Here is a 24,533-nt window from a genome sequence, read left to right on the forward strand (position 1 = left end):
AATTTCTAACTTCTAATATCTAACATCTATAACAAAAAAATGGATTTAATAACATTTAAACTTATACTTGTACTAGCGCTTTTCCTGCTGTCGTTAACGATTGCAGCCTACTCTACCTGGGCAGAAAGAAAAGTTGCCTCTATCATGCAGGATAGAATTGGTCCTAACAGAGCAGGACCCTTCGGACTATTACAGCCTCTTGCTGACGGTGGAAAGTTTTTCTTTAAAGAAGACTTTACTCCGGCCAATGCAGAAAGATTCCTTTTTGTATTGGGGCCTGCTTTAGTAATGTTTATTTCATTAATCACAGGAGCAGTTATTCCTTGGGGTAAAAGTTTAAATATTGCAGGTACTTCTTTTGATCTTCAGGTAGCCAACATTGATGTGGGAGTACTTTTCATCATCGGAATGGCTTCCATTGGGGTGTATGGAATTATGATCGGAGGTTGGGCTTCGAATAACAAATATTCATTATTAGGTGCTATCCGCGCTTCTTCACAGATGATTTCTTATGAATTGGCGATGGGACTGGCACTGCTTTCTATCATTATGATGTCAGGAAGTTTAGACTTAAAGGAAATTACTGAAAGCCAGACTACTGGGAAATTATGGGGAGTAATTCCTTGGGGTTCTGGTATGAACTGGAATATTTTCTACCAGCCAATTGCCTTCCTTGTTTTCTTTGTAGCAGCTTTAGCAGAAACAAACCGGCACCCGTTCGATTTACCTGAGTGTGAATCTGAATTGGTAACAGGATACTCTACGGAGTACTCTTCCATGAAGTTAGGGTTATATATGTTCGGAGAATATGTGAACATGTTTATCTCCAATGCTTTCATGGTGGTTCTTTTCTTCGGAGGTTACAACTACCCTGGTATTGAATGGGTAACTCAGAACTGGGGTGAAAACATTGCAGGTATTTTGAGTATTGCAGCATTCTTAACGAAGACGGTAATTGGAATTCTGATCTTTATGTGGATCAGATGGACACTTCCAAGATTCAGATATGACCAGTTAATGCACTTAGGGTGGAAAACACTGATCCCAATGGCATTGGTAAACCTATTAATTACAGGAGCTGTAATTTTAGCATTTGCAAACTAAGAAATTTGAAAATGAGCTGATTTGAAAATTTGATAATGAAATCAAAGCTTTATCTTTAGCGTATCATATTCAATCATCAATATTAAATAATTAAGATAACAGACAAGATTAGTCTAAAATCTAATGTCTAACATCTAATATCTATAATTAAATGAAACTTACAAACAGATCAAAAGTTGTTTCCAATAAAGAGATGACCCTTGCTGAAAAAATCTATCTCCCTGCTATTTTTACAGGGATGGGGATTACATTTAAGCATGCTGTAAGAACCGTGATAAAAGGTGCTCCCGCAGTATATTCGTATCCGGAAGTACAGAAGCCAAGAACTACCATCTGGAGAGGTCAGCACGTTTTGAAAAGAGACGAGGAAGGCAGAGAAAGATGTACGGCCTGTGGACTTTGTGCGGTAGCTTGTCCTGCAGAAGCCATTACAATGACTGCTGCTGAAAGAACCAAAGAGGAAAAAGGCCTTTACAGAGAGGAAAAATACGCTTCAGTATATGAAATCAATATGCTGAGATGTATCTTCTGTGGAATGTGTGAAGAAGCCTGTCCTAAATCCGCGATCTATCTTACAGACAGATTGGTGGATGTGGAAACCAACAGGGGTTCTTTCATCTATGGAAAGGATAAATTAGTTGAAAAAATAAATGAAAGGATTGACATCACAACAAGACAATCCGAGAAACAAAAAAATGCGGTAAAATAATGGATCAGTTTTTATTTTTCTTGGTGGCGTTTTTAGCAGTGGCAAGTGCTGTTTATTTTGTATTTGCCAGAAATCCTTTATATGCTATTTTGTCATTAATCGTCACGATGTTTTCAATTGCAGGAATGTACATTCTTTTGAATGCACAGTTCTTAGCCATTATCCAGATTATAGTGTACGCAGGTGCCATCATGGTACTTTTCCTTTACATCCTAATGATGCTTAACCTTAATAAAGGAGACGAAAGTAAGAAGAACAATACTTTAAAATTTGTTGGAGTTTTTACTGCAGGTCTTCTTTTAGTAGGGGTATTAGGGGTATTCAGAGGAGTACAGGACAACCACATTGTGGTGGAGAATGTAGACAGAGGAGTGGGTCTTACTAAAAATCTGGGTAGACTTTTGTTTAATGAATATGTTTTACCGTTTGAGCTTGCTTCCATCCTAATTCTGGCAGGTATTGTAGGCGCGGTATTAATCGGTAAAAAAGATTTATAAATTATGGGAGAAGTAAATACATTTATACAAAGCATCCCCTTAGAGTACTTCATCATTCTTTCTTCGGTATTATTCTGCCTGGGAGTGATGGGTGTATTGCTAAGAAAAAATGCTATTGTGATTCTGGGCTGTGTAGAGCTTATGCTGAATTCTGTAAACCTTTTATTGGCAGCTTTTTCAGCATATAAAGGCAACGGCGACGGACAGCTTTTAGTTTTCTTCATTATGGTAGTGGCTGCTGCTGAAGTAGCGGTAGGTTTGGCAATTATTGCTATGCTGTATAGAAATACCCGTTCTGTAGATGTGAGTATATTTAATAAATTAAGAGGATAAGAATGGAGAATTTAGTATATGCAATAGTACTTTTACCACTTTTAGGGTTTCTTATTAACGGTTTATTCGGGAAAAATCTTCCAAAAATATTGGTTGGATCTTTGGCCACTGCAGCAGTATTCGGATCTTTCTGTATCGCTGTAAGTCTTTTCATGAATTTCAATTCTGAAAGCCAGCCTGTAATCGTAAAAGCTTTTGAATGGTTTAGAGTCAATGGTATTCAAATTAATTTTGGATTCCAGATCGATCAGCTTTCTTTAATGATGGTGATGATCATCACGGGTATCGGATCATTAATCCACCTATACTCTATCGGATATATGAGTCATGACAAAGGATTCTATAAGTTCTTTACTTACCTGAACCTTTTCATTTTCTCGATGTTACTTTTAGTAATGGGAAGCAACTACCTTATCTTATTCATCGGATGGGAAGGGGTAGGTCTTTGTTCTTACCTGTTGATCGGATTCTGGTACACTAACGAAGAATACGGTAAAGCGGCAAGAAAAGCTTTCATTATGAACAGAATTGGTGACCTTGCATTATTGATCGGTATCTTTATGATTGCTGCTCAGACCAATGCTGTAGATTACCTTTCCGTAGCAGAAAATGCTTCAAAATTTGAATTAGACGGAACTGTGATCATCTTTATCACCGCCAGTTTATTTATCGGTGCTACCGGTAAATCGGCTCAGGTTCCTTTATATACATGGTTACCGGACGCAATGGCCGGTCCTACTCCTGTATCAGCGTTAATCCACGCGGCAACGATGGTTACGGCAGGGATTTATTTGGTAGTAAGATCAAACTTCTTATTTACTTTAGCCCCTACTGTACAGGGAGGAATTTTATTAATAGGATTCTTAACGGCAGCTTTAGCAGGATTCTATGCACTTCGTCAGAATGATATCAAAAAAGTATTGGCATACTCTACAGTTTCACAGCTTGGATTCATGTTCATTGCTTTAGGTCTTGGAGCGTATACAACAGCTATGTTCCACGTAATGACGCATGCATTCTTTAAAGCTTTACTGTTCTTAGGGGCAGGTTCTGTAATCCACGCAATGAGCAACGAGCAGGATATGCGTTTCATGGGAGGTCTTAAAAAATATATTCCTCTTACACACGCTACCTTCCTTATCGGAACATTGGCCATCTCAGGTTTCCCTTTATTATCAGGGATGATCTCTAAAGACGAAATTTTAGTAGCAGCTTTCGCTAAAAATCCGGTGTACTGGGTAATTTTATTTGTTTTAGCGGCAATGACTGCAACGTATATGTTCAGATTATACTATTTAACATTCCACGGAGAGTTCAGAGGTACTGAAGATCAAAAACACCACTTACACGAAAGCCCGTCAAATATGACCTTACCATTGATCGTATTGGCTATTCTTTCTGTAATTGGAGGTTTTATCAACCTGCCACACTTCATCGGTCACGGGCATTATGCTAAACTGATGGAATGGTTGAAGCCGGTTCTTACGGAACAAAGCTACAACCAAATGGAAGCTACCCTTTCGGGAGTACCTTTCAATACTGAAATGATATTATTGGCAGCTACAGTGATTATGTTCTTTACGGTATGGTTTATCGTTAGAAACACTTATGTAAGTAAGAAAAAAATGGCTGTTGCAGAAGAAAGCTATACCGGATGGGAAAAGCTTTCTGCCAAGAAATTATACGTTGACGAACTTTACAACGCATTGATTGTAAAAACTGTTGAAGGATTAGGACGCGGAGGAAAGATGTTTGATAAGGGTATCTTAGATCGTTTTGTAAACTTTGTAGGTGATGGTGCTGAGGACAGCGGAAAAGCTATGAAGCGTGTTCAAAACGGAAATGTAGAGACGTATATTCTTATCATGTCTTTAGCTGTGGGAATTATATTAATTGTTAACTTTTTATTACAATAATAATGTCTTGTTTATTATTAACATTATTACTTTTACCTCTAGTAGGTTCGGGATTAGTTTTTGCATGGAAGAGTAATTCCAGCAAATATTTGGCACTGGGAATTGCACTGGTACAAATGCTTCTTACATTTTATATACTTTCGGATTTCGATTTTACTCCGACGGTAGATAGTGTATTGCAGCATGAGATCAATTATCCCTGGTCACAATTTATGAAGAGTTCTCTTCACTTCGGTATCGATGGGATGAGCATGCTTCTGCTATTGCTGACTAATATTTTAGCGCCAATCATCATTTTATCTTCTTTCAATGAAAGTGTAAACTACAGAAATACATTCTACGGTTTGATTCTGTTGATGCAATTTGGTCTTGTAGGAGTTTTCACTTCTTTAGACGGATTGTTGTTCTACATTTTCTGGGAAGTAACATTGATTCCAATTTGGTTTATCGCCGGACTTTGGGGGCAGGAAAATAAAAGGTTTGAATTCACTACGAAATTTTTCGTATATACATTCGTTGGATCTTTATTTATGCTGGCCGGATTGATCTATGTGTACAACCACTCTGCATCATTCGCCTTAACAGATCTATACAATGCGCAACTTAACGAAGTACAGCAGACGGTGGTATTCTGGTTTATTTTCTTTGCATTTGCAGTGAAATTACCGGTATTCCCTTTCCATACATGGCAGCCTGATACCTATACCTACTCTCCTACTCAGGGATCGATGTTGCTATCAGGGATCATGCTTAAGATGGCAGTGTACGGGGTAATGCGTTATTTACTTCCAATTACTCCACTTCCTATTGCTGGGATTTCAGGACAGATTGTGATCATTCTTGCCATTGTAGGAATTGTTCACGGAGCACTGATTGCCATCATACAGACGGATATGAAGAGAATCATTGCGTATTCATCTTTTTCTCACGTAGGGTTAATGGTGGCAGGGATCTTTGCTTCAGCAGTGGTTACTTTAAGAGGTAATTTCAATGTTGAAGGTGCTGAAGGAGCTTTGGTACAGACTTTCGCTCACGGTATCAACGTGGTAGGATTATTCTACTGTTGTGATATTTTATACAAGAGATTTAAATCAAGAGATATCAGACAGATGGGAGGTTTAGCAAAAGTAGCTCCTAAATTTGCGGTATTATTCCTGATCATTATATTAGGTTCAATGGGAGTTCCATTAACCAATGGATTTATCGGAGAATTTATTCTATTGAAATCAGTATATGATTTTAACGGAACAGCAGCGGTAATTGCTGGTCTTACGGTAATTCTTTGTGCAGTGTACTTATTGAGATTCTACGGAAAAGCAATGTTTGGAGAAGGAGATGAGGCAGTTCTAAGCACAGCAAAAGATTTATCAGGTGTAGAATTTTCTGTATTGGCAAGTTTAGCGGTTTTTGTGATTTTACTTGGTATTTTCCCACAACCGGTAATAGACATGGTGAGCAGTTCAGTGAAGTTTATCTACACGGCGATGGCCAACTAAAAATTAAAAGATTTAAAAATTAAAAAATTAGGAGATTAGAGAAAAGTAAAAGACAGGAGACCGAGAGATTAGAGACAGGAGACTAAACCTGGAACTTTACGTCTTACATCTTAAGCTTTATCTTCAAATCTCACATCTCAAATCTATATTATGAGTGTTTTAATTATTGTTTTCCTAACGGCAGTTATTGCGTTATTTTCAGGAGTTTTTGAACAAGGAAAATTCGCAAGATACATTGGGATTTTGGGATTAATCATCGCATTGTACGTAAGTTTTATGCCGGAATGTTCGTTCTTCGACCATTACAAGCATATGTATGAGTACAGTGCCAATACAGCATTATTCACAAAAATATCCATTGTAACAACCTTATTGTTATTCTTCCTTGGAGGTTTTGCATTCAGCAATCACAGAAGCCACCAGTCGGAATTATATGCTTTAATGCTATTTGCATTATGTGGAGGGATCATCCTTTTCGGATACCAAAACCTGGTGACGATGTTCCTGGGGGTGGAGATTCTTTCTATTCCACTTTATGTAATGGCCGGAGCCAACAAAACTGATTTAAGATCAAACGAAGCTTCTATCAAATATTTCTTAATGGGTGCATTCGCAACAGGTTTCCTACTTTTCGGAATTGCGTTCATCTATGGAAGTGCAGGAAGTTTTGACCTCTATAAGATCCATGATTTTGGAGTAGCAAACACTGGTAATGTAATGTTTATCTTAGGGGTATTACTCATCCTTTGTGCATTGGCATTCAAAGTCGCTTTGGCACCTTTCCATATGTGGAGTCCTGATGTATATGCAGGTTCTCCTTCATTAATTACAGCTTTCATGGCAAGTGTAGTAAAAATCTCAGGATTCTTCGCCCTGTTCAGATTAATGACCATTGGTTTTGCCGGGGTTACCCATGAATGGATCAATGTTTTAGGGGTATTCTTAATTATTACTTTGCTTTTGGCAAACGTTATGGGTCTTGCCCAGACGAATGCAAAAAGAATGCTGGCCTACTCTTCAGTTTCTCACGCCGGATACATCGGATTGGTATTCTTCGGAATGACCAGCCTTTCTACTTATAATTTAGCATTTTATTTATTTGCGTACTCATTATCTACAGTAGGAGTTTTTATGTGCTTAATCTGGGTAGAGAAATTAAAGAGAGAAACTTCTTTCGGAGCATTCAAAGGATTGGCAAAAACAGAACCTTTATTAGCTACTGCGGCAGCAATCTCTATGCTTTCTATGGCAGGAGTTCCGCTAACAGCGGGTTTCATGGGGAAATTTGCTTTATTCTCCCAGGCTATGAACGGTGCAGCTTTCCTTGTATTGGTAGCTGTGTTAGGTTCTGCCCTATCTATCGCTTATTATTTAAGACTGATTGTAGCCATGTTCTTCTTTAAAGAATCAACATTCAAGTCATCAGAGAAAGTAACGCTTACTTATAATATCATTGCAGTAGTTGTTATTGCCTTGATTATCATTCTGGGAATTTTCCCGGACCTGTTTGCAAGAATATTCGGACTGTAAAAGTTATCTATTATTATATCAAAAACCTTCCAGGGATCTGGAAGGTTTTTTTTTGTCAAAATTTTTATAAATTTCAGACAACAAAATAAATTTTACTCTCTATCATTATAACCCCAACTCACATTATTAAACACATCAATCACATGATCACGTATATGACTCTTCCAGGCGATACTCTGGAGAAAATTGCTTCCGACCTGAAAGTAGAAAACCCCAACTATATCAAAGAGGTGCATAATAAATGCTGCGCCCTGCACAACAGACTGGTAGAACCCGTACAGCTGAAACCCGGAACACTTCTTCATATTCCGTTTGGGGATGAAATAAAGAATCTCAATACTAAAATTAATAAAAATGGAGACAGCTTCTACTATCATCCACCCCATGGAAAAATTCCGTTTCAGATCCCTTTATTGGAGGGCAGCTATAACATGAAGCATCAGAAATATCAGGACCACAACATGCAGGCAGATTATCAGTATCAAATGGAACTTAAATACCTGAAAACGGAAAACAATCATCACTTTTTTTCAATGCAGCTAGTAGACTCAAGAAAGGACGGAATGGAATCAGACAGTAAAATTTCCAGCCTGGCGAAAGCCTGCACAACAATTATTTACCCATTACAAATAAGGACAGATGAAAAAGGCAGACTTATAAGTGCCAAGTTTATGCATTCAGAAACGGTGATTAAAGAGGAACTGGAAGCGTTGAAAAAATACTTTACAGATGAACTTTCAGCATCTTACATTGATCAACTAAAAAAAAAGACGGGAGATAAAAAACAGATTCTTGGAGATGTAAGACATACGCTTCCTGTACAATTCCTGTTTGGATCTTTTTACAGAGCGCAATATGGAGACTGGACCGACTCCAAAATCTATCATGAGTTTCTTCCGTGGATTGCCCATGCTTCCCCGATACGTTTTGAACTTTATAACCGGATCTTACCAAAAGATTCAGCTACAGATAATGAAGTTCTGAAAATCATTCAGAACGGCAGCTGCTGTGACTACCGTAATCTCAATCAGCTGTATGATAAAAACTATATTTATTCTGAGCAAACTCCCATTAATGAAAACTCTGTACACTGCCGCCATGAAGCAGAATATATTTTTAACAGAAAGGATCTGGCAGTTCAAAAAATCACAGGAAGTTTTGAAATTCAGATTGGTGATGTGACAGAAAAAGATGTTTTCATGATCGAAAAAGCAATAAAATAAATTAGTATCTTTGAGACAGCACCATCAAAAACGCAAAATATGTCCGAATCCGCATCACCACATGACGGAAAACACTTTGTCATACAGAAAGGAAAAACCCAGTGTAATCAGGGAGACCTCTTTCCACAGTTTAAAGTCACTTCCCATCAGAAACATTACTGGAATAATGAAGAAGGTAAGGCTGATTATCTGGCTGTTACCGAAGATGACCTTCAGTTTAATCCCCAAGGCCCAAGTTTCGGAAAATGTAAACTGAAACCTACTCCCGGTGGATATCTTCCCTGCGCATATGCTCCCGCAGGAAAATGGCAGAAAACTTACGAAAAAGTAAAAGTAATGGGTAAAAGCTGCGTTACAGAAATCTCAGAACTTATGTGCTCTACAGGTGGAAAAATCACCATCATGGAACATGGGCAGACTGCTGCTATGGCTCAGCAGAATGTTAAAAATGCAGACCCTCAGGAACAGCATCATATCAATCCTTTTATTGATTTCAAAGAATTCCAGAAGGAAACGGATGATCATGAAGCAGATGCCTATTAACCATACACTTTTCGGCCATGTCAAAACAAGGAATTTATAAAATATCGGGAAATACAAAACCAAAAGTTGGCGAACAGGTTACCTACAAAATTGATGAATGGTATCCTGCCACCCCCAGAGAAAAAAGAAATCCGGCGCTCGTTACCTGGCATCTGTTCAAAAAGGTGAACGGGAAATTTGTTCCCACCACTATTAAGAAAAAAGGAATAAGCAGCTTTACTTTCAATACAAACGCCTACAAAGATACTTTCAGGATAGAAGCTTATCTTCATAATCCGGAAGGAAAAACTCCAATGGCACTTGAGATACAGCCCCAGCCCAGCGATGTTCCCCGGATCAACAAAGTTGAACTAAAATACATAGACAATACTCCGGGAACTGTTTTCAGCTTTACGGAAAAAATGGTGGCAGAAGCTAAATGCATGAATCTGGAAGCCCAGTATCTGCAATTTACTCTTTGGGAAGATGATTCCAGAGACTCAGGTCATAATGCTCAAAATCTGCCTATAGATAGTAAAAAAGAAAAGGTAAAAAACGGAATCGCCAGGGCAGAATTCATGCTGACAAAAGCACTTATGCGAAAAGCAATGCAAGGTGAAACAAACCCTCAGCAGCTTGAATTCTATGTAACCGTAGAATATTATGCCCATAAAAAGCATGCAACGGATAATGTAAATATCAATACTCCAACAGAATTACGCCCTTCATCCGGCCAACCTCAACCTCAGCAGCCCCAACAACAACAACAACAACAACAACAACAACAACAACAACCTGCTCCGTCACCTCAACAACATCCCGAGCCACAAACAGCCCATGGACAGATCAATAATACCCAGCCGGCAACACCCCCACCATCGGGAGGAGTCTCTCCTACCGTCATCAATCAGGTAAAGGTTGAAGACCTTCTGGATGCCTATTTTGCAAAAAAAGAATATACCAGGAAAACAGGAGAAGAGGACGGAACTCATACCTATACTTTCGGAGGTAGCAAAAGTGGCAACAAAACAGCTACTGCTGAAGAGAAAAATAAAGTGGCACAAACCATTCTCAATAAAATTAAAGAGAACCTGAAATCCTCAAAGAAATATACCACTCCTGAAGTGATTGCTGCGGCATTAACCGCCGAAGCTTATGGAAAAGATACAACCAGTCAAAAGACTGTAACTTTTAAAACCTTCAAGCTGGGAGTGGATTTTAAAAAGGTTGACAGTGCCCCACTCGATGATAAACTGTACCTGGTTGCCAGAACCATGCTTCTGGATGGGAAACAGGTCACCATATCCATTAAAGAAAAAGATGGTATCATCAAAGGTTCAGCAGATGCTGTTCTCCCTGTTCTGGAAATTACTGAAGAACAGATGGAACAGAAAACACCTGCCGGAGGAGAAGTTCCGGGAACAGAAAAAACAGAATTCTCAGGAACTGTAAAAGACAATCTCGTCAAAATTCCTATTCACCTCCGCCCGAAATCCGAAGAAGAGCTGAAGCAATGGAAAGATAAGATCAACAACGGAAAAGAAGATGGAAGCTATACCTATACATTCGGAGGTCCTACAAGTATAAAAAATGCTGCCGATAAAAAATCTATCGCCGGAAATATTCTCAACAACGCCAAAGGCGGTAAACGGGGGAATCCAAAAATAGAAGACGGCAAAACCTCCAGTGTAGAAGAAATAGAAAAAGCTTTAGCCATAAAGGATTACAAAGCCGGAGATACCATCACCTTTAAACTTCTGAAAAAGGTCCCGGAATTCTTGTATCTTCATGCAAAAGCCCAGGGTGAGAAACAGCATGATAAGAAGTTCTTGAATAAGGAGGGTGTATACTTTAAGATAGGTAAGAAGTGTGCTTGCGAAGAAAGAATAAGAGCCTTCATGAGAGTAATTAGAATCGCAGAAGGAACAGGAGAATATGTTAAGGGGACCAAAACACCTCGTAACTCTGAACTTGGTTATACAACTTGGTTTTCAGGAGGTGGAAATAATTTTTCAGACTTATCAACCCACCCTCAAACAATAAATTGTAATAGCACAAAAACATTATGCTCTTCCGCATCAGGAGCTTATCAAATAATGGGTTGGAAATTTGATGAACTTAATGGTTATTTAATACAAGAACATAATGATACATATAAAACAGTAAAACCACTTGTTTATAATGAGGATACTGATCTGGCTAAAAAATACAATGCAAAAGGGTTTAGCCAAGTCTCACAAGACAGATTATGCCTGATAATACTAATGAAGAAAAACATTATTCCAAGTATTATAAAAGGAAATATTGAACAAGCAATTGATAAAGCAAAAGGGATATGGGTAAGTCTTCCAGGAGCAACAGCAGGGCAACCAACTGCGAAAATGCAAGAAACCTTAGACTATTACAATGAATTTTTTGAAAAAGAAAATTCTAAACAAACTAACTTGCATGTATTACCTGGGTTTTTAAAAGAATTTGGATATACATGTCAATGTGACGAAGGAGATGATTCGAGTAGTTGGCATGATCCAATTGATAATCCTGAAATTACTCTGTATAATTATTATGGCAATTATAACCCTGCTGGCTCTTCATTTGGCAAAGTTCGAAATAACGGAACAAAAAATCATCAAGGTTTAGATATCTTTGCTCCATCTGGAACTCCGGTTAAAGCTTGCCTTGACGGAAAAGTCGTTATAGCAGATCAAAATGATGGTAATTGGGGAAAATTAGTAGTAATAGAAATTAAGAAAGAAGATTTAGATAATGCAAGAAGGGATTACAAATTACAATATAATGGAGAAATAGAAAAAGGCGCCAATTATGGAACTTCAAGTCAAAGGTTTTTACGTTATGCACATTTAAGTGAGATTTTAGTTTCAGACAATCAACTTGTAAAAGCTGGAGACGTAATTGGAAAAAGTGGAAAAACAGGAAATGCAGCAAATCAAAACGTTCGTGCAAGACATCTGCATTTTGATATTGCAAATGTTAAAAATGCAGGAACAGGAACAGGTGAAAGAGAAAACCCTGCATTTTATGTTCGATTAGTTCCGGCAAATGATGAAAGACAAAAAAATAATACAGACTAATGAAAAAGATTATAACAATACTAATTACATTAACACTTCTTTGCTCTTATAATTGTAAACAGCACTCAAATCAAGTTGCTAAAGTGGATTATAAGGAAGCTCAAGTCAGCCAAACTCAGCCCTTAGCTAAAAATGAATCCTATTTTATTTATGAAAAATGGAATAAAATAAATGAATCAGAAGAAATTTATCAAAACCCTGGATGTGTCATACAATTAAAAAGTTACTTGGATGAAGCTAAAAATATTGGTGGAAAAAAAATATATGTTAATAATAAAGAAATTGATTTTATTATATCGGATGCATATGTTTTTACACCTTTTATATTTGTTGATGGTGCTGAAAAAATACTTTTAATTCAAGAAGAAGATGAATCCGGCATTTACGGGTATAGACTATATTATCTTGACAAGGAAAAGTATATAAAAAAGGAATATTTAGAAATAGCCCCTGAAAAACCACTTGATGTTGATAAGTTTATAAAATTTAAGAACCATGCTAAGAGCATAACAGCAATAATTCTAACTGATAAGTATTATGATACAAAGCTTGATAAAATTAAACCATCTAAAGAAACACTCACTATAAGTAAAACATATATTCAAGAAAACTACTCGAAAGATTCTTTTAACAATAAAGTAAATATCAATAGTTTAAGTTTTTCAGGAATATGGAAAGCTGAATGTACTACTAATGACCATGTAAGTAATATCTTATTTTATAAAAAAGATGAAGGGGAACTGAGTATATATTATAAAACAAAGCTCATAGTTAAAATGATGGTTGAAGTAAGTTCCGACAATAAATCATTAAAGTATATTGGAACAAATATTATTGGAGAAGGAGTAGATGTAAAAAAAATAACTACCCTTACAAAAGGAGATGTGCTTGCAAAAATTGATATTATTAATAAAAATAAAATATCAGTTAATTGGCTGGACATTATAAAAGAAAAAATATTTATTAAAAATTTATTTGGAAAAGAAAACTCTATAATCCTAAGTAAATGTAGTGAGTAATATAAGAAAATCATTATACTCTCAATAATGTACCTAAACAAAATGTTATATACAATCGGATTTTTATTATTACTTTCCTGTAAAGAAAAAAAACAGGAAAGCATCCAATTTGAAAAATCAAAATCTAATACTTCAAGGGATTCTTTATCACATAAGAAGGATTTCTCTCAACAATCAAAAATATTAACTGATCCAAAAAATGAAGCAACAAATAAACAAGAAAAACAGATTTCAACTGCTACTAATAATGCAAATGATAATTCCTTTGTATTGAGCTGCGGGTCTGGTTGTGCCATGACATATATTCCTGAAGTGGTATTACAAGATAAACAAGTCATCAATGTTAAATTCAAAGTTGAAACATATATTAATGATAAATTATCAGATATTCATTATGAGAAGTATTATTTCGTTTATAATAATTCTGGTCAGATAGAAAAAATAAATCCGGAAGGAGAAAATGATAATATCTTACAAAATCTTATGCCAGATGCTCAAGCTGAATTTAAAAAATATAGTAAGGTTTTATTAAAAAATAAGAATATAGATATCTCCAAGTTTTCTAAAACAGAAAAAGTACGTACAGATGCTGATAATTTTAAGATTTGTGCTTTGCCATTTGATTTTAATAACTACTATGATGTTTGTGTTGAAGATGATAAAAATTGTGAGAATAAATATCCTTCTTATGTATATTCAGAAAATAAAGAAATCCTTGAAACTTTTGGTATAAAAGAGCAGCCTTCTGCATTTTTCTTACTTCCTAAAATTAATAATTTACAACCAATAGTTTTAGCTTATACCGATTCCGATGTCGAAGGTTATTTTCTTAAAATTATTGATAATAATGAAGTTGTTTCCTCATTACAAATTGGAAAAATGAATGGAGAGACAATTGAAGATTTTGTGATTAAAGAGAATTATGAAATTGAATTGTATTCAAGAAAAAATTCTGATGAGAAAAGAATTCTAAAGAAAAAGTATAAACTTCAAGATAACGGCATGATAAAATAAGCATTTGCAATTGCCAAAAAATCTGGTCACTCCTGAAGTGATTGCTGCGGCATTAACCGCCGAAGCTTATGGAAAAGATACAACCAGTCAAAAGACTGTAACTTTTAAAATCTTCAAGCTGGGAGTAGATTTTAAAAAGGTTGACAGTGCCCCACTCGATGATAAACTGTACCTGGTTGCCAGAACCATGCTTCTGGACGGGAAACAGGTCACCATATCCATTAAAGAAAAAGATGGCATCATCAAAGGTTCAGCAGATGCTGTTCTCCCTGTTCTGGAAATTACTGAAGAACAGATGGAACAGAAAACACCTGCCGGAGGAGAAGTTCCGGGAACAGAAAAAACAGAATTCTCAGGAACTGTAAAAGACAATCTCGTCAAAATTCCTATTCACCTCCGCCCGAAATCCGAAGAAGAGCTGAAGCAATGGAAAGATAAGATCAACAACGGAAAAGAAGATGGAAGCTATACCTATACATTCGGAGGTCCTACAAGTATAAAAAATGCTGCCGATAAAAAATCTATCGCCGGAAATATTCTCAACAACGCCAAAGGCGGTAAACGGGGGAATCCAAAAATAGAAGACGGCAAAACCTCCAGTGTAGAAGAAATAGAAAAAGCTTTAGCCATAAAGGATTACAAAGCCGGAGATACCATCACCTTTAAACTCCTGAAAAAAGTGCCGGAATTTTTATATCTTCATGCAAAAGCCCAGGGTGAGAAACAGCATGATAAGAAGTTCTTGAATAAGGAGGGGGCGTATTTCCAGATTGGGAAAAATAAATACATAATTTTCCCATTAAGAGCAAAGCCTCGAAACGATGTGAATGGGGCTAATAAAAAAGATTACTGGGCTGAAAACAATAATAATCAAACAAACTTTGGATATAGCAGAGGAACTCGCAAACATGCAGCAAGAGATTTAGAAACTGAAAGTAACGAAACGGTTGTAGCTATTGCTGAAGGAGTAGTTTTAGAGGCCCAGGCTTTTTACAGAGGAACACATCAAGTTACAGTACATCATAAAGTTCCGGATGGAAGAGAGTTTATAGTAAGGTATGGTGAGCTTGATCCAAATAGTCTTAAAGTAAGTAAAGGAGATGAGGTTATTAAAAATCAAGAATTAGGGAAAACTGGTAAAATGACAGGTATCAGCAGATATATGGTACATTTTGAATTATATACAGGTTCCGAAGGTTTTGAAGTTGTAAATTACAGGCTTACCCAAGATAATAATCCCCCATTTAAAAGAAGAAAAGATTTAGTTGATTCTTTAGAAATATTACAGGAAGGTTACAAGAATACTTTTGGTGAAGAAACAGGAAGTGTTTTGTTTACTGTTGAGGATGGGAAAAAAGCAATTGAAGAATTATACAGTCGTTATAAAAATGAGAAATGGAACTGGAAATGGGAGGGATCAACGGAAGAAATAGAAATAAAAGGTAAAGATTTAGTTGCAATAGTTGAGAAAATGTATCGATTAGAAACAGATCATTTTAAATCTAAACAATATAAGAATTGTGGAACTGGAGGTATGGAAGTATTTGGACCTGCACCCTATTATGGCTGGGATTCGGCTCTTTTTACAGAACAGCCTATAGGAACTTGGAGTAGCTTCGAGGGGGCAGGTCTAAGTGGAACTGGAGGAAATGCTCAAGTTACAGATAAAAAGAAAGAATTTGTTAAACTACCATCAGTAATTGCGGGAATGGAATATAAAATTAAATACATTATAAAGTATAATGGAGATTATGCAAGATGGTTCAATAAGACTGATCAAACAGCACGAACTACTTATATTAATACCTTAAAAAACATCAAAGCCAGATTTGTTGACGCGTTGTAATTATAAAACATATTAAATATCAAATGAATAAAATATTTTTTTTAACGATACTGCTACTTTTCAGTTGTCAAAAATCAACAATAACTGCTGAAATAACTAAAACAAAAACTCCACCGGAGAATAAGAGAGTAGTAAATCATTTGCAAAAAAATTTAACCTGTGAAGAATTTTTTCGTGAGATTGTTTTGTCCAGTGATTTACCAATTATAAAAGATATAAAAGATATTTATATTCGTATTGAGGATGTTTCTGATAAGAAAATCATCTTAGAATTATACACTGTAAATAATTTATCTGAGTCATCCGAAAAGCTTCAAAATGTAGAAAATGCAATTGCATGGCTTGAGTTTTCACCTCAAACGTTGAAATTATTAAACACAACATTTGCCCCAGATAATCCAACTGAACTGAATTACAAAAAAGAGTTACTTTCAAAATTTGATTATAAAAAAAACTGTGGTTTAAAGAGTAATATCACTGAAGATTATAAAGATGATTTATCAAAAACAAATTGTAAAAAAATAACAAGTGAAATGTTATCTGGTGAAGAATGTAATATATCTTCAATCAATATGGATCTTGTTTATAAACAAATCATCAATGAAAAATTAGTTGATGATTCTAATTATTTATTAGAAAGTATTCCACTCAAAAATCAAACTCTAAAAATCAACCAAAATGGCTTGCTAAGCATAAACTATCGTATTAGTAAAGAAAAAATTGAAATTGAATTATCATATGACGGTGGTGTTACTAATGTAATACTCACAAAAGAAGCAAATCATATTGTCAGAAAAATTATCTATAGTGCAGATTAAATATTACATATACGAAAATTTTATTAAAAAATAGTTGTAATTTTAGGCCTGTAGATAAAATTACATTATATAAAAAAGATAAAGAATTTTATGGAATATCTAATGTTATAGAAGACTCCGAACAATATGATAATTCTGCAAGAATAAAAAGTAATACTCCTTATCAATTTTATAAATTCTCTCTAGAAGAAGATAAAGATTAACAGATAAAAGATGAAACTCAATAATTTATTCCTCATTTTAGTTTTATTTTTTTCAACATTTCTTTTCTCGTGTAAAGAACGGGATAAAGAAAAAGGAGTGTCTACAGAAATACCGAATCTAATAGGGCAAGAATTTATCATTGAACAGCTTATTCCCAAAGATCAGAAAGTAGTAAGCAAAGAAAAGATTGATATTGATGGTGACAATGAACAGGAAACAGTTATAACAACCTCAGATGCTGATGCTACAACATCTTATGAGTATTGGTTTAAAAATGGTAAACTTTTGTATCAATTCTCTTATCCATGGGGTTCTATCAACAAAAAATGGTTGATAAATATAGATAATGATAAACAATATGAAATCATCAGAGCTATTGGGTATGAAGATGGAGTTGACTACGCCATCTATGACATTCAAAATGGAAAACAAATTCCCCTGCTCTACTTTAACCCAGCCCTACAGGATACCCGATATCCGGGAAAAACATTTTGGGGATATCCTGGAGATATAAAAGAATTGGTAATAGATGCTGACAAGGAAATCCTGGTTTCATTAAACAACAATTTTGAAAGGGATGGCGATTATACAATGCCTAAGGATCAACGTGAATTACCATTCATTTATTTTAAGGGAAGTACAGCACAGCCTGAAATGATCATCAAAGAAATTCATGCGCCACAGTATAAAAGCTTGGACGAAATTCGTGCTCTTGTAAATATAGCAGGCTCAACCCCAGGACAGGCTGTCTTTAACGCTAATGCAAGCTTCAATAATGACCAGATAAAATACAGAATTGAAGTTTTAAAAAACAATTCAGATAAAGATGCATATGACCAGAAGCATTTTAATTTGCCTGTAAAGATCTACAAAGGGAATACCTTATGGAAAAGCAATGACCACTTGGTTTTTGATAAACGAAACACTTGTATTTCTGAGGGTTTTAGTACAGTGGCGGTGAAAAATAATTACTTTACGATCGAGCACCAGGACTGCTCAGATTATAATGTATTGGTGAGCGCATATATCACCTTTAAGGTTATCGGAAATGAAATTTTCCTCCATAAATATGGGGAAAGCTATTTCGACAAGAGCAATCATGAGAGAAGTATTCCAATGAAGGTCTGGACAGAAAAGAACTTCGGAAAAATTAAATTTGAAGATGTAACTGCTGAATTTTTTCAAAAATTGAAATAGCTTTTCTAAAATAATTAAGGTTTCTAATGATAGTAAAAACATATTTTCCTTAAACGATGTGCTCACATAAAATACTATATACAATTGGATTTTTATTACTACTTTCCTGTAAAGAAAAAAAACAGGAGGTTGTTCAAATTAAAAAAACAAAATCTGATACTTCAGTAGCATATTCAATACAGGAAAATGATACTTTACAACAATCAAAAGGCCCAATAAATATAAAAAGTGTTGAAGATAAAACCTCCCAAAAAAAAGAAGAAGAATACTCTCCTGCAGGTAGACTGTAAAAAAGGAGCCGGAAGCATATCTATCGATGGCAAAGAGGCATCACTGACGGTTTTATACAATCAAATTTATATCGATATGAAAGAACTCAAGAGATATGATTTTGAAAAAGGTATTGCCTATACACTAAAAGAAGTTCCGGAAGATATTGGAAATATTGGAAGAGGGCTCAACTGGAAAGAATATGTAAATAATGAACCTATAGCATATCTGAAGATCATTGATAAAAATACTATGCATTTTTACTGGTATGGGTTTTACAACAGAAAAACAAAGAAGAGAGAATGTAAAGAAACTAATTTCCAGCAGGAAAGCAAAACCAAAGAAATCATACTAAAGAAATGCTCTCCATAAATCATGAATTTAAACACAATATTTTACACAGCCGGGATTCTGTTATTATTTTCCTGCAAGGAAAACCAAAGCAATAAAAACACTCCGGAACCCAATTCCAGTCTAAAGCGTGAGAAGATTGTCACAGGGCAGCAAATACAGAAAACAAAAGCGGAAGAAGATCCAGGTCAAGCTTCTGTACAGGAAACAGGATCTATCTGGAACGGGAAATATTCAGGTTCATTTTTAAGATTAAAAGATGAAACTGCAGATCCCAGAGCCTGGGGACAGATTCATCTACACATCCATGGGAAAAGTGCAACACTTTCTATCGATTCTTATGTGGAGAATGTTCAAAAAAAATTAAAATTATTCAGCGAATCAAAAGATGAACTCAGACTAAAAGACATTTCCGATGGGAAATCTCTTACCCTATCTAAAAAATTCGGTACAATCACTATGGAAGGTAACTTAATGGAATCAATAGTCGGAATCAGTGAAAAATATGAAATTGAAAAAACGGTCAGATAAAACGTATGATGAAGTTTATAATACGGTAACCTTTAATGGCAGATATCAGCAATCCAGCTATGATGCCCAGCATTTCAATATCTTCGGAACACAGTTTATACTGGGATATAATATAAAGTTCTAATACTCATCATAAAAATCAGAAGCCCTGACCACCAAACAATTACTATATTTTTAAAATAATAAAAGTTGTCCCAGACCTATTGGAGACAACTTTTTTCATAACTTTACTTTAAATTTCAGCTCTTGGCTAATCTTTACAAAAAAGACTCTCCCTTTCAGGTTTATATATCGTTCAAAAAATATTTGGATGTATTGGAACATATCCGCTATAATGACCGCCTGGAATACAGGGTCAACTATGCTGAATCCCTGATTGACAGAACAAAAAAATTTACAGAGCTTAAAGAAGGCTTTCAGGATATCACCTTGCTGGAAAAACATGAAGACCTCATCAGGTTACTTCTTGCCGACCTTTTCCCTACCGGCCTTACCCATAATGAAATAAAGGCAGCAAGTATTCCCCTTTCCAACATTACTTTTAATTATACCGAAAGGTTTAAAAACATCCTTAAGGACGCCGGTAAAGATTTTGAAATAGAACTCAGAAATATTAATGACGATGAGTTTTATGTATTCTGCTGCTGTCTGATTCTTCAGAGCTACTTTAAGAAAGATATCAAAAGTACAATCCCTTTTTATTATGATATCCCGAATCAGCAGGGAATCATGAAACATTATAAAATAACAGTAAACTCAGACTTTACTGAAATTTATCCTACAGAAGATGCAAAAATACCATCGGATGATATTCTGGATGTGTTGTTGGAAAATCTTGATGACTTTAAATTGTGGAAAAAATATTTTCCTTCGCAATCCTGGATATTAAAGGGGTTTACAATTATTTCATTGGTAGACTGTACTTCCGAAGTCGCACTATCTGATCTGAAATCAAGCATGATAGAGATTGATCCTGAAGATTTAAATCCGGATGAAAACCTGACTGAAATTTTCAAATCCTATTTTGATGTATCAGAGCTTAATTTTGGATTGATGACCTTCAATAAGAAAGAACAGAAGCTTGATAAACTTCCTATTTACGAAAGTCTTCTAACCAATCATATCCTTGATTTCTGGATCAATACATTTGACGAAGAAACCCGTAAAAATACTTTCAACAACTTAAACCACAACTCAAAACCCATTGTCGTTTCCAATGTCGATAATCTGGATGAAAATGTCAGACAGCTTCCTTCTTTCAGCATATTAAAAGACAATAACGTCAACAGCTTTATGGTGATTCCCATCATGAAAGATAATGAGCTTCTTGCTATCATGGAATTTACGTCTCCCCTGGCTGGAAGTTTTAACGGCTTAAAACTCAAAAAAATGGAGTTTTTTTCCGATATGATCCTTTTTTCTTTAAGCAGATTCTACTTTGAGAAAAATTACCAGATAGAAGCTATTATCCAGCGCGAGTATACATCTATTCATGACAGTGTGGTATGGAAGTTCAGGAATGAAGCTGAAAAATATTTTACGGCATCGCTTGGAAAAAAAATATATACTCTAAAGGAGATATCATTTAAAAATCTAACCCCTTTATTTGGAGTCTCAGACATCCGTTCTTCTTCGGAAAAACGTTTTAACCTCATGCTTCAGGACCTCAACCAGCAGATTGAATGGTTAATCGATATTTTAACAATAACCAATTCTGATTCGGAAAAGTTTATGCTCGCATTAGATGTTTTTGAAAATGAACTGAATAATGAGATCAAGGCTGATACTGAACAGCGTCTTCAAAGATTATTGAGAGAAGAAATTCATCCGTTCCTACAGGGAAAACTGGAGGTAAGATCATCCAGAGAATTAAAAACTAAAATTAAAGAGTACTTTTTGCAGGTGCGGGTTCAAACTGACCTGTTTTATAACCACAGAAAAAAACTGGATGATTCTATAACGCTTGTCAACAGGAAATTGGCAGATATGCTGGATGAAAGCCAGGTGAAAGCTCAACAGATCTTTCCACATTATTATGAAAGGTTTAAGTCTGATGGAGTGGAACACAACCTGTACATTGGTACCACTATAGCTCCGGAGCTTCATTACACTTCAAAAGTAGTCCATAAGCTAAGATACTCGCAGCTGAAAACCATCTGCAAAATGGAAATGGAGTTTCAGTCTTTTAAACAGCAGCTTCCGATTCAGCTGGATATAGCTTCACTGATCTTTGTATACAATGAAAAAATAGACATCCGATTCAGAATGGATGAAAAGCGCTTTGATGTAGATGGGGCTTATAATTCCTATTATGAAATCATAAAAAAGCGTCTTGACAAAGCTCATGTAAAAGACTCTTCGGAAAGAATTACCGCTCCCGGAAAGATTACCATAGTCTATTTCGGAATGGAAAACCAGAAAGAATATCTCGAATATATCTCAAAACTTCAGAACAAAGGAATTTTACAACCTAACGTAGAATTTCTGAAAGTTGAAGACCTTCAGGGGATCACTGGGTTGCTGGCGCTGAGAGTGACGTTGATATAAATTGTGGACTCAATAATTTTATGATTTTTTCATTTTTACTTAATAACTACTGCCTTATTATGGGTAGATAAGCATTTTTTTTCATAGTGAGAAGGTATATCTTCCGACTTACATCTTGATGTGCTTTCAGGTAACTAATAAACTTTTATTCTTAAAACCAATCATCAGCCAGATTATCCTAATCTATAAAATAAGTATCCGGCTTCTTCAGCTCACCCTGCGGTATTTCAGCCTGCTCAAAAATAGAAAACTCAATAGTACGGCAGATGCTGTTCAGGGCCAGATCATTTTCTTCTTCCCCAAAAGGTTCCCCAATTTCCTGGATTATAGCATCCAATGCAATAAAGGTATAACTGATCAGCAGGACAATTAAAGGCATCATCCATCCCAGGGAATCAACTAACCCAAAAGGAAGCCAAAAACAGTATAGGTATACCGTACGGTGCAGCAAAACACTGTAGGCAAATGGTAACGGTGTATTATAAATTCGCTCACAGCCTCCGGAAATATTAGAAAACTGATTCAGCTGATGGTCCATAGAAGTCAGTACAATGGTATCAATATTTCCTTTTTTCTGCTGTTCATTCAGCCAGTCGGCAATAAAACCCAGGATTATACTTGGAATAAATTTTTTATCCTTCAGCTGCTCCACCTGCTCCTGAGAAAGTAACCGCGAAAGGTGTTCAGTTCCGGATTTATCTCTGAGCTGATGGTTCAAAGACCAGCAGAATGCAGAGATCATTTTGATGATTTTCTGTTTTTCTTCTTTAGATTCAGGAGAAGAATCATTTACCAATGAAAAAATTTGCCTTGTTAGCGATCTTGTTTCAATAACAAGCAGTCCCCAAAGCTTGCGGCCTTCCCAAAAACGATCATAGCTTGCGGAATTGCAAAAACCCATGAAAATGGCTAATGCCAATCCTATTAATGTAAAAATCGTAGGATTAAGATGTACTTTATAATCAAATATTTTTCCTTTAAAATAATAAATAGCCAATGAAAACAGCGTAATAATGATTAGCTGAACTACAATTTTCTTTAACACAGAACCTCTCCATATAAATAGCATTTTCAGCCAGTTTGTGCGCTGCCTAACAATCATTGTATCTGTTTTTTAATTAAAGACTAAGAAATGCAAATCCAAAAGAAAGTACTGAAATAATAATTCCAGCCATAAAAATCTTATATGTTATGGATAGAAGCTTATATTTTCTGTCCAGGACTTTTCCCAGGTAATACAAATCCTTTACCATAGAGTCGTAAATATAATCCCTGTCCTTAATAAGGTCTTTCATTGCATTATGATAATCATCAAACAGCATCTGCTGAAAGTTCCCGAAAAACAACAGGTTTACTTTTCTGTTAGCAATATCCTGAGGAGTAAAAGTCGTTTTGGTTACATTGGGTTTTGTAGACAGGATGGCAAATATAATTGTCAGCACACTTGAAAGCAGTAATATAAAGCTAGGAAGAATCAAATGTGAATTTTTAGGGGTATCCAGCTTCGGAATTAATACAGACAGGCATACTGAAATAATAATAGCATTTACAGATAACAGAATGTTCGCTTTACTGTCTGCAATATCACTCAGTCTTGTATGATTATTAAGCGTCACTCGAAATAAAGTATCGACACTTCTGTCAGATTTTTCTTTTTCTTTTTTCCCTTCAGAGTTATCTTTTTTTTCTTCCTTCTTCTCAGCTTCTTTCTCCAGCTTTTTTTCAATCTTTTTGATATTCTTATTCTTTAAAGGTTCCCAGTTTTCTTTGGCATAATCTGTATAAAAAGTATGCCTGTTTTTCAGCATATCCAGATTTCCGGCATTCCATTCGTCGTTAGAAAAACATTTTACATTGGTAAGCTCCCATTCTTTTCTCAAGGCATCAGAAATATCATTATAATCATGACCTGCAAAATGGCTGAAATCAGCATCTTTCACTATTTTCTCAAGTAAATTCTGAGGCTCATAAGTAATTTTTGTGGCCATGATCAGTTTTTCAACATCTCCGATATAGTCTTCAGGGTAATTTTCCTGATGCAGAAAATCCTTCATAATTTCCACACCCCTCTCTTCATGATTCATCGCACATTCTATGTAGCCGGTATCATGGAACCAAAGTGCCACAAGTACCTTCTCCTGATCCGCTTCGGAAACAGGAGTATTTTTCATGATTTCTTCTGCCTTGTTTACTGTATAGGCAGTATGAATAAAATTATGATAAAAATATACCGAAGATAACTTATCTTTGAATAAGATTTCAACATAATTTTTAGCTTTGTGTAGAATGCTCATTCCTGAATTTTTGTTATTGT

The 24,533-nt window shown here is 35.5% G+C and carries 21 protein-coding genes; 19 read left to right on the forward strand and 2 right to left on the reverse strand.

Going from position 1 to position 24,533, the window contains the following annotated elements:
• The first annotated feature begins 39 nt into the window (after positions 1 to 39).
• The 19 genes from nuoH (at position 40) to LQV47_RS17985 (ending at position 22,219) form a co-directional block, all read left to right on the forward strand.
• Complete coding sequence (gene nuoH / locus LQV47_RS17895) at positions 40 to 1,104, forward strand: NADH-quinone oxidoreductase subunit NuoH (protein ID WP_230039862.1); 1,065 nt, start codon at positions 40 to 42, stop codon at positions 1,102 to 1,104.
• 151 nt (positions 1,105 to 1,255) lie between these two features.
• Positions 1,256 to 1,813, forward strand: coding sequence for an NADH-quinone oxidoreductase subunit I (locus tag LQV47_RS17900; RefSeq protein WP_040996950.1), 558 nt, complete (start codon positions 1,256 to 1,258; stop codon positions 1,811 to 1,813).
• The gene (locus LQV47_RS17905; protein WP_047494349.1) at positions 1,813 to 2,310 is read left to right on the forward strand and encodes an NADH-quinone oxidoreductase subunit J; all 498 of its coding nucleotides are present in this window, start codon (positions 1,813 to 1,815) and stop codon (positions 2,308 to 2,310) included. The genes LQV47_RS17900 and LQV47_RS17905 overlap by 1 nt, the downstream gene beginning before the upstream one ends.
• A 3-nt stretch (positions 2,311 to 2,313) precedes the next feature.
• Positions 2,314 to 2,643: an NADH-quinone oxidoreductase subunit NuoK gene (nuoK, locus tag LQV47_RS17910; RefSeq protein WP_047494345.1), complete on the forward strand. Its 330-nt coding sequence runs from the start codon at positions 2,314 to 2,316 to the stop codon at positions 2,641 to 2,643.
• A gap of 2 nt (positions 2,644 to 2,645) precedes the next feature.
• A complete protein-coding gene (gene nuoL, locus LQV47_RS17915) occupies positions 2,646 to 4,559 on the forward strand; it encodes an NADH-quinone oxidoreductase subunit L (RefSeq protein WP_230039864.1) in 1,914 nt (637 codons plus the stop codon).
• A gap of 2 nt (positions 4,560 to 4,561) precedes the next feature.
• Entirely contained in the window at positions 4,562 to 6,055 is a 1,494-nt protein-coding gene (locus LQV47_RS17920) for an NADH-quinone oxidoreductase subunit M (protein WP_047494340.1), read from the forward strand.
• A 150-nt stretch (positions 6,056 to 6,205) separates the two neighbouring features.
• Complete coding sequence (locus LQV47_RS17925; protein WP_230039866.1) at positions 6,206 to 7,585, forward strand: NADH-quinone oxidoreductase subunit N; 1,380 nt, start codon at positions 6,206 to 6,208, stop codon at positions 7,583 to 7,585.
• A 143-nt stretch (positions 7,586 to 7,728) separates the two neighbouring features.
• Positions 7,729 to 8,808: a hypothetical protein gene (locus tag LQV47_RS17930; RefSeq protein ID WP_230039868.1), complete on the forward strand. Its 1,080-nt coding sequence runs from the start codon at positions 7,729 to 7,731 to the stop codon at positions 8,806 to 8,808.
• Between the two features lie 39 nt (positions 8,809 to 8,847).
• Positions 8,848 to 9,351, forward strand: coding sequence for a DUF4280 domain-containing protein (locus LQV47_RS17935; RefSeq protein ID WP_230039869.1), 504 nt, complete (start codon positions 8,848 to 8,850; stop codon positions 9,349 to 9,351).
• Between the two features lie 17 nt (positions 9,352 to 9,368).
• Complete coding sequence (locus LQV47_RS17940) at positions 9,369 to 12,422, forward strand: peptidoglycan DD-metalloendopeptidase family protein (protein WP_230039871.1); 3,054 nt, start codon at positions 9,369 to 9,371, stop codon at positions 12,420 to 12,422.
• A complete protein-coding gene (locus LQV47_RS17945) occupies positions 12,422 to 13,441 on the forward strand; it encodes a hypothetical protein (RefSeq protein ID WP_230039873.1) in 1,020 nt (339 codons plus the stop codon). The genes LQV47_RS17940 and LQV47_RS17945 overlap by 1 nt, the downstream gene beginning before the upstream one ends.
• Before the next feature lie 42 nt (positions 13,442 to 13,483).
• A complete protein-coding gene (locus LQV47_RS17950; RefSeq protein WP_230039875.1) occupies positions 13,484 to 14,455 on the forward strand; it encodes a hypothetical protein in 972 nt (323 codons plus the stop codon).
• 4 nt (positions 14,456 to 14,459) lie between these two features.
• Positions 14,460 to 16,301, forward strand: a complete 1,842-nt coding sequence (locus LQV47_RS17955; protein WP_230039877.1) for a M23 family metallopeptidase — start codon at positions 14,460 to 14,462, stop codon at positions 16,299 to 16,301.
• 23 nt (positions 16,302 to 16,324) lie between these two features.
• On the forward strand, positions 16,325 to 17,119 hold the full coding sequence (locus LQV47_RS17960) for a hypothetical protein (protein WP_230039879.1): 795 nt from the start codon (positions 16,325 to 16,327) through the stop codon (positions 17,117 to 17,119).
• A 213-nt stretch (positions 17,120 to 17,332) separates the two neighbouring features.
• Complete coding sequence (locus LQV47_RS17965) at positions 17,333 to 18,520, forward strand: hypothetical protein (RefSeq protein WP_230039881.1); 1,188 nt, start codon at positions 17,333 to 17,335, stop codon at positions 18,518 to 18,520.
• A 228-nt stretch (positions 18,521 to 18,748) separates the two neighbouring features.
• Positions 18,749 to 19,162: a hypothetical protein gene (locus tag LQV47_RS17970; RefSeq protein ID WP_230039883.1), complete on the forward strand. Its 414-nt coding sequence runs from the start codon at positions 18,749 to 18,751 to the stop codon at positions 19,160 to 19,162.
• Positions 19,163 to 19,165: 3 nt separating this feature from the next.
• Positions 19,166 to 19,672 carry a hypothetical protein gene (locus tag LQV47_RS17975; RefSeq protein WP_230039885.1) on the forward strand — a complete coding sequence of 169 codons (507 nt, stop codon included), beginning with the start codon at positions 19,166 to 19,168 and terminating at the stop codon, positions 19,670 to 19,672.
• Entirely contained in the window at positions 19,647 to 19,796 is a 150-nt protein-coding gene (locus LQV47_RS17980) for a hypothetical protein (protein WP_230039887.1), read from the forward strand. The genes LQV47_RS17975 and LQV47_RS17980 overlap by 26 nt, the downstream gene beginning before the upstream one ends.
• Positions 19,797 to 19,918: 122 nt before the next feature.
• Positions 19,919 to 22,219 (forward strand): GAF domain-containing protein, encoded by a 2,301-nt coding sequence (locus LQV47_RS17985; protein WP_230039889.1) that lies wholly within the window; start codon positions 19,919 to 19,921, stop codon positions 22,217 to 22,219.
• Positions 22,220 to 22,397: 178 nt separating this feature from the next.
• Here LQV47_RS17985 and LQV47_RS17990 read toward each other — a convergent pair whose 3' ends face one another.
• Both LQV47_RS17990 and LQV47_RS17995 read right to left on the reverse strand, forming a co-directional pair.
• A complete protein-coding gene (locus LQV47_RS17990; protein WP_230039891.1) occupies positions 22,398 to 23,321 on the reverse strand; it encodes a bestrophin family ion channel in 924 nt (307 codons plus the stop codon).
• A 16-nt stretch (positions 23,322 to 23,337) separates the two neighbouring features.
• A complete protein-coding gene (locus LQV47_RS17995; protein ID WP_230039893.1) occupies positions 23,338 to 24,513 on the reverse strand; it encodes a Pycsar system effector family protein in 1,176 nt (391 codons plus the stop codon).
• Positions 24,514 to 24,533: the final 20 nt, after the last annotated feature.

The sequence above is a fragment of the Chryseobacterium sp. Bi04 genome (assembly GCF_918698085.1).
Lineage (GTDB): Bacteria > Bacteroidota > Bacteroidia > Flavobacteriales > Weeksellaceae > Chryseobacterium.

What these genes read in the sequence shown, in the direction of transcription:
- LQV47_RS17920 (WP_047494340.1), top strand. Translation starts at nt 4,562, where the DNA reads ATGTCTTGTTTATTATTAACATTATTACTTTTACCTCTAGTAGGTTCG.
- LQV47_RS17975 (WP_230039885.1), top strand. Translation starts at nt 19,166, where the DNA reads ATGAATTTAAACACAATATTTTACACAGCCGGGATTCTGTTATTATTT.
- LQV47_RS17980 (WP_230039887.1), top strand. Translation starts at nt 19,647, where the DNA reads ATGAAATTGAAAAAACGGTCAGATAAAACGTATGATGAAGTTTATAAT.
- LQV47_RS17935 (WP_230039869.1), top strand. Translation starts at nt 8,848, where the DNA reads ATGTCCGAATCCGCATCACCACATGACGGAAAACACTTTGTCATACAG.
- nuoH (WP_230039862.1), top strand. Translation starts at nt 40, where the DNA reads ATGGATTTAATAACATTTAAACTTATACTTGTACTAGCGCTTTTCCTG.
- LQV47_RS17940 (WP_230039871.1), top strand. Translation starts at nt 9,369, where the DNA reads ATGTCAAAACAAGGAATTTATAAAATATCGGGAAATACAAAACCAAAA.
- LQV47_RS17930 (WP_230039868.1), top strand. Translation starts at nt 7,729, where the DNA reads ATGATCACGTATATGACTCTTCCAGGCGATACTCTGGAGAAAATTGCT.
- nuoK (WP_047494345.1), top strand. Translation starts at nt 2,314, where the DNA reads ATGGGAGAAGTAAATACATTTATACAAAGCATCCCCTTAGAGTACTTC.
- LQV47_RS17965 (WP_230039881.1), top strand. Translation starts at nt 17,333, where the DNA reads ATGAAACTCAATAATTTATTCCTCATTTTAGTTTTATTTTTTTCAACA.
- LQV47_RS17960 (WP_230039879.1), top strand. Translation starts at nt 16,325, where the DNA reads ATGAATAAAATATTTTTTTTAACGATACTGCTACTTTTCAGTTGTCAA.
- LQV47_RS17990 (WP_230039891.1), bottom strand. Translation starts at nt 23,321, where the DNA reads ATGATTGTTAGGCAGCGCACAAACTGGCTGAAAATGCTATTTATATGG.
- LQV47_RS17905 (WP_047494349.1), top strand. Translation starts at nt 1,813, where the DNA reads ATGGATCAGTTTTTATTTTTCTTGGTGGCGTTTTTAGCAGTGGCAAGT.
- LQV47_RS17945 (WP_230039873.1), top strand. Translation starts at nt 12,422, where the DNA reads ATGAAAAAGATTATAACAATACTAATTACATTAACACTTCTTTGCTCT.
- nuoL (WP_230039864.1), top strand. Translation starts at nt 2,646, where the DNA reads ATGGAGAATTTAGTATATGCAATAGTACTTTTACCACTTTTAGGGTTT.
- LQV47_RS17925 (WP_230039866.1), top strand. Translation starts at nt 6,206, where the DNA reads ATGAGTGTTTTAATTATTGTTTTCCTAACGGCAGTTATTGCGTTATTT.
- LQV47_RS17950 (WP_230039875.1), top strand. Translation starts at nt 13,484, where the DNA reads ATGTTATATACAATCGGATTTTTATTATTACTTTCCTGTAAAGAAAAA.
- LQV47_RS17900 (WP_040996950.1), top strand. Translation starts at nt 1,256, where the DNA reads ATGAAACTTACAAACAGATCAAAAGTTGTTTCCAATAAAGAGATGACC.
- LQV47_RS17995 (WP_230039893.1), bottom strand. Translation starts at nt 24,513, where the DNA reads ATGAGCATTCTACACAAAGCTAAAAATTATGTTGAAATCTTATTCAAA.